Origin of the sequence: Thermococcus profundus, from assembly GCF_002214585.1 — an archaeon.
In the GTDB taxonomy this organism is placed as follows: Archaea; Methanobacteriota_B; Thermococci; order Thermococcales; family Thermococcaceae; genus Thermococcus; species Thermococcus profundus.
Genome location: NZ_CP014862.1, coordinates 1798784 through 1809596 on the forward strand (window position 1 = coordinate 1798784; position 10813 = coordinate 1809596).

Genomic DNA, 10813 nt, shown 5'->3' on the forward strand with positions numbered 1-10813 from the left:
TAAGGAGGTATAAAAGATGCCGGTTGACCTTTCCGGACCCCTGCTGTCCGCATTCAAGAAGGCGAAGAGAGAATACGAAGAAGCCATGAAGAAAGGCGACATGGAGACCGCTAAGAAGAAGGCCCTTGAGTGCTCCAGGATTCTGAAGCAGCTATCGAAATACGACGAGTTCAACCGCGAGAGCTACCTCAAAAAGGCCAAGAAGTGGGAGAGCCTGGCCAAAGACATTGAGAGTGGCAAGATAGCCCGCAAAACGCAACCAAAGCCTATGCGCGAGGGATCTTCGAGGCCAGACAGGGGGGAGAGCGAAGTAGAGAGCGAGGAGGAGAAGTTCAAGGCCTACGTCAGGAACAATCTCATAGCCAAGTCAAAGGTCAAGTGGGATGATATAGGCGGTCTGGATGAAGTCAAGAGGCTCATGATGGAGACAGTCGTAATAGCGGCCCTCCAGAGGCCGGAGTCGATCCAGCCATGGAAAGGCATCCTCCTCTTCGGGCCACCGGGGACGGGTAAAACTTTACTTGCTTCAGCCGCCGCCGGGAGCTTAAACGCCACCTTCTTCAGCGTCAAGGCCTCGAACGTTCTCAGCAAGTATTTCGGCGAGTCGGCGAAGATAATAACCGCCCTCTATGAAGTAGCGAGGGAGGAGGCGCCGAGCATAGTCTTCCTCGACGAGATTGATTCGCTGACGACGAAGAGGAGCGGGGAGCAGAGCGAGGCGAGCAGGAGAATGCTGGCGACGCTTCTGACGGAGTTGGATGGCTTCCAGGACAAAAAGAGCGACAAGCTCATTCTAACGCTCGCGGCCACGAATACACCCTGGGACTTGGACGAAGCAGTTCTCTCAAGGTTCCCACGCAGGATTTACGTGCCTTTACCAGATGAGAAAGCCACGAAGGAGATTATCAAGATCAACACGCGCGGGCTGGACATATCAAGGCTTGATCTCGACGCAATAGCGGAGGAGAGCGTGAGGAGGCTTTATTCAGGTAGAGACCTGAGGAACCTCTGCCAGGAGGCAATCTGGAACATGATACGGGAGGAAAACAGGGATCTGCACAAGCTTGCTTCCCTGCCCTTCGAGGAACTGAGGAAGCGCTCTTTGAGGACGAGACCGCTTGAGATGAGGGATTTTGAGGAGGCGTTCAAGAAGATCAAGAGCCCGCTGACGAGGAAGGATATTGAGCGCTATGAGAAGTGGGCCGAGGAGTTCGGGGGATGATGAGGATGAAGTGGTGGAGAATAAGGCTGATCTACCTCTCAAAGGGAAGAGGAGGGATATGATATGAACAAGATTGGAGCCGAATTGGCTCTCTTGATTGTGGCGTTGTTCCTCGTGCTACCAGTAGTAAACGCAGGTTTACAGACCCCCACGAACAATGATGAGAACGATACATTATCCACTGCAACGCCCCATGTGAAAATAACTATCAGCAAAAAAGAAGCCATAAACATTGGGACTCAACCTCACCCCGTTACAGAAGGAGGTGGGACATACTACAAGTACGTCTTTCCCTTGGCGTATCTCAAGCTATACTGGGGAACTGATTGGTACGGAAGCGGAGTTGAGATAACTGCTGTGGAACCCGAAACTCAGGTGATAGTGGACGAGGCTTTTAATGGCCCCGATGATGACCAGCATTACTCTTTATCTCCTGGAGAAAGACTATACGTGGGGGATTTCCCAGATCTCTCTTCGGAGTACAAAAAAGTCGAATGGAAAAAGAATCCCTTAGTAATATACTCCAACAAGCCACTATTAATCACTTACCGTTATAACACAGATGACTGGGGAGACTATGACGATTCTAGCTTTAGGTACAGCGCTCCCCAGCCAGGAACCAAACTGCTTGGAGCAAACGTTAGGTGGCTCTACATTGCCCCGTACAAAAATGAGGCGGACGTTTACATCAACGGGGAATACGCTGGTCACGTTAATTATGGGGAAGTTTTGGTCAAGCAGTATTCAAGTCCAGAAAACGTTGTAGTAACCGCAGATTCGCCCATAGTGGCCGTTGCAGCATACGTTGATCCAAACGTAAGGAGTAGGACTTACGCATTCCCACTAATGCCTCCGATGAGCGGAGAATTCCTAATTCCAAACTCTGTGGAGAGCTTTGCAAGAGATAAAAACGCCCTCGATGTTAATGAGTATTATGTTATCATGAACTCAAATGGAAACATTATCCAAAACGAGACCTTACCATCAGAACCACGGGTTTTATCATTAACAGACTCAGCAGTTTTTGTGTTCAGAACTTTTTACTATCTTGATCCCTGGGGAAACGACGCTCCAAGATACGCTATGAGTGCCTATGCAGTTAAGCCTGCAGAGAACTCCACATTAGCAGGATGGATATATCCTGTTAACACGCACACTGTAACCCACCAGCTTAGGTTCTATGCTACGGGTAAGGCCACAATTTACTTTGACTATGGGGATGATGGAACTATAGACAAAACTGAGGAGGTGAAAGCAGGCCAGATTTATGAGTTCTCAGATCAAGAAACAAACCCAGATGAAAGAACTGGGATATACGTTAGGGGTAATATAACCGGATACTACATTGGTGTTGGTGGATGGAGTGGGCATATAGAGGGATCTGCAGAGTGGGGAATGTCCGCAATCACTTCACAGGAACAGACATCACAAACGCCTCAACCTAAGACCGTCCAGTACCTCCCCCCCGAAGACCTCTCCAAGTGGAAGTACTACCGCGAAGTCACGGTTAAGGAACAATCCGGCCAGACCCTCGAGAACTTCCAAGTTCTCATCAAGCTCGACTCTTCAAACTTCGACTTTTCTAAAGCCCAGCCGGATGGGAGCGACGTTAGAATAGTTGACGAGAACGGGAACTTCCTCCCATACTGGATTGAGGAATGGAACGTGAGCGCCAAAAAGGCCAAGATATGGACGATACTCCCAGAGATTCCTGCAAATGGTGAGGTTAAGGTTAGGCTCTATTACGGCAATCCAAACGCGGTAAGTAGGAGTGACGGAGACAAAGTCTTCGAGTTCTTTGACGACTTCAATGACGACTCGTATACAGACAAATGGATCCTCGATAATGCGAATGGAAGCTATAATTTTCAAGCGACTCAAGAAAATGGTGTATTACACTTAAATTCCACCGACCGAGGAGCTCTTTTCGCGAAAGGTTTCTACACTTCCAACAGCTTTCCAGTTGTTATAGAGTACAGCTGGGAACCAGTATCAGAAGGTGAACACCATTTACACGGATTGGTGTGGCACAGTTCTCCTGTCTCCGATTGGTACAACAGCGGATACTACAGGACATACGAGTATGGAGGGACGTGGAGAATATGGTACAAAGACACAACTCTCAACAACACAAATATTGCCGTTGAAACAGGAATATGGCACAGAGTTGTCGTCAAAATTGAAGGGGATGGGGTGTTTGAGTCAAGCATAGACGGACACAGCATCAGGGCCGTGGATAACAACAAATCAGAGGGCTTTGTTGGGTTTGGTGGTTGTTGTTGGGACAGCGAGGCAGAGCACTCCCTATTCGACAACTTTTTAATCCGCAAATATGCCCCGACTGATCCAGTGACGATAGTTGGAGGAGAAAAGATAGCTTCTCCAGCAACACTCTCCATTAGCTCTGACCCCTCCGGAGCCGAAGTTTATATCAACGAAACTTACGAGGGGGTAACACCGCTAACATTAACCCTTGACCCAGGAACGTATCAAGTTAAGCTCTCCAAAGAAGGATACGAGGATTACACAACCACAATAACCCTCAGTCCGGGAGAAAACAAGACCCTATCCGTAACGTTAAACCCCGCCTACGGATACTTAACGGTCATATCCGATCCAACGGGGGCAAGGGTTTATATAGACGGCCTGTATGTGGGTACAACCCCCATATGGGATTACGAGCTCCCAGCCGGCCAGCACACTGTAAAAGTGTCCAAAGCAGGGTACCACGATTATACCACGACGGTGAATATAAAGCCGGGAGAAACCACCGTGGTCAGAGCCACCCTGTCCCTGCTACCGGCGGAGCTCACAATAAACTCGGATCCCAGCGGGGCGGCGGTATACATAGACGATGAGTACAAAGGAGTCACCCCCATAACCTTAAACGTAACCCCCGGGACGCACAAGGTAAGGCTCACAAAGGTGGGGTATCAGACCTACACCACGACGGTGACGTTAAATCCTGGAGAAAGCAAAACGCTTGATATCAAGCTAAACCCGCTCTTTGGATATCTAACGGTTTACTCAGATCCCCCTGGAGCTAAAGTGTACGTGGATGACTCTTACGTTGGGGACACTCCCCTGGAGAACCATCAAATCTCACTGGGAACCCACACCATCAAGGTTACCAAGGAAGGATACCACGATTACATAACAACTGTAACAATAGGCCCCGGAGACTCCAAGGTGCTCAACGTAAAGTTAACACCAGATGTCGGCTACTTAACGGTATATTCAGACCCATCAGGAGCCAAAGTCTACGTTAACGGAAGCTACATACAAAAAACCCCAGTTGTGGGGTATGAGCTCTCGCCGGGTAAATATCATGTAACTGTAGTGATGGAGAACTATCAGAGCTACACCACAACGGTGACCATAAGCCCGGGGAAGACCACGGTAATCAACGCCGAACTCACACCACTACCCGTAAAACTCAGCATTAATTCAAACCCTCCAGGGGCTAGTGTCTACATCAACGGAACATACAAAGGGAAAACCCCCATTACCCTCAGCCTGAATCCGGGGGTTTACCAGATCAATCTCGTTAAGTCGGAATACGACAATTACACCACGATGGTGACGCTCAATCCTGGAGAAGACAGGACACTAAACGTTAATCTAACACCCACCTTTGGATACCTGACGGTCAGCTCCGATCCCTCTGGAGCTATGGTATACGTTGACGGATCATACATCGGAAACACGCCCCTAGAGACCTACAAACTCCCCACTGGCCAGCACTCCATAAAACTCTCAAAGGAAGGCTACCATGATTACACTACAACGGTAACCATAGAGCCCGGGAAAACCGAGAACGTATACGCCCCATTAACCCCCTCCGTAGGATACCTAACAGTCCACTCAGATCCCAGTGGCGCTACTGTTCTAGTGGATGGGAAAGAAATAGGAACAACCCCCATCGAAAAGTATGAACTAACCCCCGGAACCCACGAGATAACCATCGCAAAAAGTGGGTACAGGACGGAGACGTTCAACGTTTCAATCAAAGAGGGCAAGGAGCTTTCGGTGCCGGTTGAGCTTCAGCCGCTTACTGGCACTCTAACCCTGACTTCGGATCCTAGTTGGGCAACCGTCATCATAGACGGAAAGGAAGTTGGAACCACTCCTCTTGAGAAGTACATCCTGACCGTTGGAACCCACAGAGTCATCGTCAGGAAGGAGGGCTACAAGGAGCAGAGGTTCACCGTAACTATCGAGGCCGGCAAGGAGACTGCCAAGAACGTCAAGCTCGAGAAAATCCAGATAGCCACGACCACAACTACAACAACCACAACTACCACTACCACAACCACCACAACAGAGAACAGGGTATCAACGACAGATACTCCCAGCAAAGAATCTCCTTCCCAAACGAAAGAGTCAGATAGTCCCTCCTACACTCCGAGTAGCAACAGCCTTGGAGGATCCAGGAACCCGATCGTCCCTTACATCCCGTATGCGCTTGGAGGAGTGCTTCTCTTTGCGGGCCTTTTCGTTGGGGTTAGGGGATACAGGGAGAGGAAGGCAATAAAATCACTGAGAATGGAACTTGAAAGCATAGACGAGAGGGAAGTACCAGACGAAGGCAGAAGTTTGTACAATGAGATACGGGAAATACTTGAAAAGATTTCAGCAACGAAGGATAGAAGGGAGAGGGGAGAACTCATTAAGACCGGCGCCTTCAAACTAAACAGCCTGAAAGACATCGTTTCGGAATACAACAAGCTGAAGGAAGCGGTTACAGGAGAGATACGGGATCTAGTATCCCCCCCAACAAAGAGGAGCGGAACGGGTGGTAGAGATGAGGAATGAAAACTCCACCGGGGTAAGATTTTGGAGAAGAACGTTAATAAGACCCTGGGAGAAAGAGGGGATGTTCCCCATCGGGGGTGTTTGAGTTGGGAAAAATCTCAGATTTAAAGCAGATCCAGACTTATCTCCCCAAAATTTCAACGTATCTTCCCCAAGGACTTCCTGGGTCCGATGCGGAGAGAGCCCGGTCCCTTCTGCAGGAGGCGTTGAGGGACATTGAGAGGGGGGACACCACAACCGCCCTGGAGAAAGTTAAAAACGCACTTCTTGCCGCGGTCCCAGAAACCGACTTCATTCTAAGCAACGCCCTCCGGCTGAGGCACGATGGAGAGAAGCTCCTTAAGGCGAAGAAGTTTAACGAGGCAATATCCAAGTTCGGGGAGGCACTTGAAAAGTACAGACAGGCCATATCAGTTCTGGAGATAATGCAGAGCGACGATGAGACCATGAAAAAGGTCAGAAACACAATAGACACCACAGAGAACCTCAAGAAAATAGCCAACTTCCGCAGAATATACCAGAAGATAAAAGATGCACAGACCGAAAAGGAACTGTGGGATGCAATAAGGGAGCTGGAGCACGCTGAGGTTCCCATGGAAGACGACAGGTTCGATGCAATGGTAACAGCCCACAGGAAGATAATATACATGCAACTTCAGACGATAGCCGACATGATGACGAACGCCGCCGAGATGTACAAAAAGGAGGACTGGTTCTCAGCAAAGAAGACCCTGGAGAGCGCAAAGAGGGGACTTGAGAACCTCCTCACCACGGCGAAGAAATACGATCTGGTAGAAGAAGTGGGCATTATAAGTGAGCTCATAAAGGCGTGTGACAACAACATCTACGGAATAACCGAACTGCTGTACACAGGAGAGGTTCCAAAGGGCTGGAAGTTACAGATACCCGACAAGAGCAACCTCGTCCTCCAGGAGGAGAGCCTTGAGGAGGAAACCCTCGACCTCTCGGTTAACTTTGAGACGAGGATGGAACAGATAAAGGAGAAGTACCGGATAGTCAAGATCATAGGGGAAGGGGCCTTCTCCTATGTTTACGAGGCCAAGAACCCACAGGGACACAGGATAGCCTTAAAAGTCCTAAAGTACCTGGACAAAGAGTCAACCTCTTCATTCATGCGCGAGTTCGCTGCATCCCAGAAGCTTGACCACGAAAACATAGTAAAGGTGTACCGCGCGGATCCCAGATTGGGGTTCCTTGAGATGGAGCTCGCAAGCGGCAACTTAGAGGAGGTCAAAAAGCCCATAGCCCCCGCGATCGCTGGGAAAATAATATTCGAAGTCGGGCGTGCACTGCACCACGCCCACGTCCAGAAGATCTACCACAGGGACATAAAACCGAGCAACATACTGATTTTTGGAAGCCTTGAAAAAGTAAAGCTCGGTGACTGGGGCCTTGCAAGACTGGCGGCAAAAGCGACCAGGAAGTCATCGCTGGTGAGACACAAAACGATACTGTACTCATCCCCGGAGCAGATAAAGGATCCTGAACACCTGGACGAGCGCAGCGATATATTCCAGCTGGGCATCGTCTTCTACGAGATACTAACCGGGAAACACCCCTTCATGGCCGAATACGAAGGTACGATAATCAACAATATCCTCACAAAGAACCCGGATCCCCCATCAACCCTTAACCCCGAGGCGAAACCCTTCGATGATATAGTCCTGAAAATGCTGGAGAAAGACCCCAGTAAGAGGTACCAGACAGTCAGAGAGCTCCAAAACGATATTAAAGACGTCCTGATTCAGATGGGAATACACGTAAAGGACAGCGTCAGCTCGAGGGACAGGGTAAAGATCCTTGCAGAGAACGCCTACCTGCACCTGAAAAGCGTGGTGGATGGAATCGCAAGGAACATCTCATCAGAGCTCTCGTATCTGGCCAAAGACCTTGAGTCACTTTATCTGGAAACCGGACACACGGATCTCAGGGGGCTGGCAAAACAAATAGAGATGATGGCCGCCGAAAACGTAAAACCCACGGAGGACACGGCAAGAAAGATTGAGAGCATACTTAAGAAATGGATGTGAGGGATCGAAATGACAAGGCTTCGGTATGTTGGTGCAATCTTTGTCCTCTTCCTGTTGACGTTTAGTCTGGCAGGTGTGCTTGCAGATGAAGGCATCCCCCAGGACTCGCACGGAACAGGAACCAATGCAACTCTAATCATAATTTCCGCTCCCCCAAACGCAACGGTTTACATCAACGGAACCCCCTACGGAAACACTCCGCTTAACATAACACTCCAACCCGGCATCTACCAGATCAACGTCACAAAAGAAGGCTACCAGGCCAACGGAACGGTGGTATCACTGGGACAAAACGAGACCAGGGTATTGAATATAACCCTCACACCCACATGGGGGTACCTGACCATAAACTCCACACCGAGCAACGCTACCGTTTACATAGATGGAAAAGAGGCCGGAAGGACTCCCTTAATAAACTACACCCTCGTCCCTGGAAACCACAGCATCACACTGGTCAAACCCGGATACGAAGAATATAGAGAAAACGTGACTATAACACCCGGAGAGACGATTTCAATCGTTGCCAGCTTATCCCCCCAACCGGCGGAGCTCGGGGTAAACTCAAACCCAAGCGGGGCGGCTGTTTACATAAACGACGAATACAAAGGAGCCACCCCAATCAGCCTCACGCTCAAACCGGGCAGCTACACTGTAAAACTATCGCTTGAAGGATATGCCAACATAACAAAAAACCTAACCCTCGGCCCAGGGGAAAACAAAACATTGAACTTCAATCTAACCCCATTGCCCTCTCTGGGGTATCTCACCATAAATTCCACTCCGGCCAATGCAACGGTCTACCTGGACGGAGATTACATTGGAACAACACCCCTCGAAAACTACCCCCTCCCCCCCGGAAACCACACCATCACAATAGTCAAGCGGGGATATGAAAACTACACAGAGACAATACAAGTTGAAGGGAATACCCCGCTCTTCGTAAACGTGACCCTAAAGCCGCTCACAGCCACAGTTAAAGTTCTCTCGACCCCCATTGGAGCGGAGGTCTACCTAGACGGAGAATCCATCGGAAAAACCCCCGGCAACTTCACCATCCCTTCGGGTAGCCACACCATAACACTCCACCTGGACGGGTACTTGAACTACACCACCGCGGTAACTGTAAGTCCCGGAGAGACTAAGGTTGTCAACGCCACACTCATCCCGATTCCAGCGAAGCTCAGCATTAACTCAACTCCCTCCGGAGCTAGTGTTTACATTAATGGAAGTTACAAAGGGGAAACTCCGCTCACCCTCAACCTAACTCCAGGAGTTTACAACGTAACGATCAGCAAACAAGGCTATGACAATTATACAACCACAATAACCCTAAATCCTGGAGAAAACAGAAGGATAAAGGCCAAACTAACCCACCTCACCGGATACATAACGGTTTACACTACACCCGGCAACGCAACCGTTTACATAGACGGCAAAGAAGTCGGAAAAACCCCGCTGATAAAGTACAACATCACCCCCGGAAAACACAGGCTGACGATCAAGCTCAATGGGTACAAAGAGTACGACAAAAACATAACGATAAATCCGGGGGAAAATCCTCCCCTCAACGTCACCCTAACAAAGGTCAGCGGCAAGGGAGGCATACTCGACACCCTGAAGGGCCTGCTCAAGATCATTGGGCTGATAATCATCGCAATAATAATCCTTATTTTCGTCATCCGCGCGGGCAGTACTGGATATGCAAAGCTCTCAGAAGCCAAGAAGAGAAGTGAAGCGGAGAACGCTGTAAAACTGATGAGAGAGATCCTCCGTGACCTGGAAATTGAGCTCGAACGTCTCAATTTGGCAGACGACGAGAGCGTGCAAGATTCCCTCATCAGGATAAGAAACGCACTCAGGGACGCGGAGGCCGCCCTCAGAAGAAACGACTATAGGACACCCCTAACCCTCAAGAAGAGGTTCATAACCGAAGTAGAATCGCTCAACTCCAGGATAAAGCCGTACAAGAAGAGCATGGAAAAGGATCTGACAAAGCACGCAGTCGGGAGGACGTACCTCGGCCGCAGGGAGAACAACGAGGATGCCTACACCGTGGAGAAGATAGGCGGCAACATCCTTCTGGCAGTAGCCGACGGTATGGGCGGTCATCTGGCAGGTGAAGTCGCCAGTAAAACGGCCATAGACACCCTAAGAGAGATCCTGCAGAGGAAAAAGCTCGCCGATCCAGCGGAAGTGCTGAGGGATGCTATCATAGAGGCAAACAGAAAGATCTATGAGATGGGACACGACCCGGCCCACCCGGAGAGGTACAACATGGGCACCACCCTAACGGCGGCGGTAGTGAGGGGAGACACCGCCACGGTCGCCAACATAGGGGACAGCAGGACCTACCTCATAAAGCCGGGCGGGACAATACAGCGGCTCACAAAAGACCACTCCCTCGTCCAGGAGCTCGTGGACAAGGGTGAGATAACAGAGGAAGAGGCCAGGAGACACCCCCAGAAGAACGTCATAACCAAGGCCCTTGGAATAGAACCCGAGATAAAGATCGACGAGGGGGACATAAAGAAAGTGAACCTCCAGGAAGGGGACTACCTGCTCCTCTGCTCGGACGGTCTGACGGACGCCCTCAGAGACGAAGAGATAGCCAGCACCCTGCTTGCGGCGCCGTCGCTTGAAGAGGCCGCCAAAATGCTGATAGAGAAAGCATACGCCTACGGAAGCAACGACAACATAACGGTGGTCATATACAGACATTGAGGCG

At 50.0% G+C, this 10813-nt stretch carries 4 protein-coding genes; all 4 read left to right on the forward strand.

Going from position 1 to position 10813, the window contains the following annotated elements; genetic code table 11:
• The first annotated feature begins 16 nt into the window (after nt 1–16).
• The 4 genes from A3L09_RS09630 (at nt 17) to A3L09_RS09645 (ending at nt 10809) form a co-directional block, all read left to right on the forward strand.
• The gene (locus A3L09_RS09630) at nt 17–1222 is read left to right on the forward strand and encodes an ATP-binding protein (protein WP_088858750.1); all 1206 of its coding nucleotides are present in this window, start codon (nt 17–19) and stop codon (nt 1220–1222) included.
• A 63-nt stretch (nt 1223–1285) separates the two neighbouring features.
• Nucleotides 1286–6037, forward strand: coding sequence for a DUF2341 domain-containing protein (locus A3L09_RS09635; protein WP_088858751.1), 4752 nt, complete (start codon nt 1286–1288; stop codon nt 6035–6037).
• Between the two features lie 206 nt (nt 6038–6243).
• Nucleotides 6244–8088: a serine/threonine protein kinase gene (locus tag A3L09_RS09640; protein WP_232473526.1), complete on the forward strand. Its 1845-nt coding sequence runs from the start codon at nt 6244–6246 to the stop codon at nt 8086–8088.
• A 9-nt stretch (nt 8089–8097) separates the two neighbouring features.
• Nucleotides 8098–10809 carry a Stp1/IreP family PP2C-type Ser/Thr phosphatase gene (locus A3L09_RS09645; protein ID WP_088858753.1) on the forward strand — a complete coding sequence of 904 codons (2712 nt, stop codon included), beginning with the start codon at nt 8098–8100 and terminating at the stop codon, nt 10807–10809.
• The last annotated feature ends 4 nt before the right edge of the window (nt 10810–10813 follow it).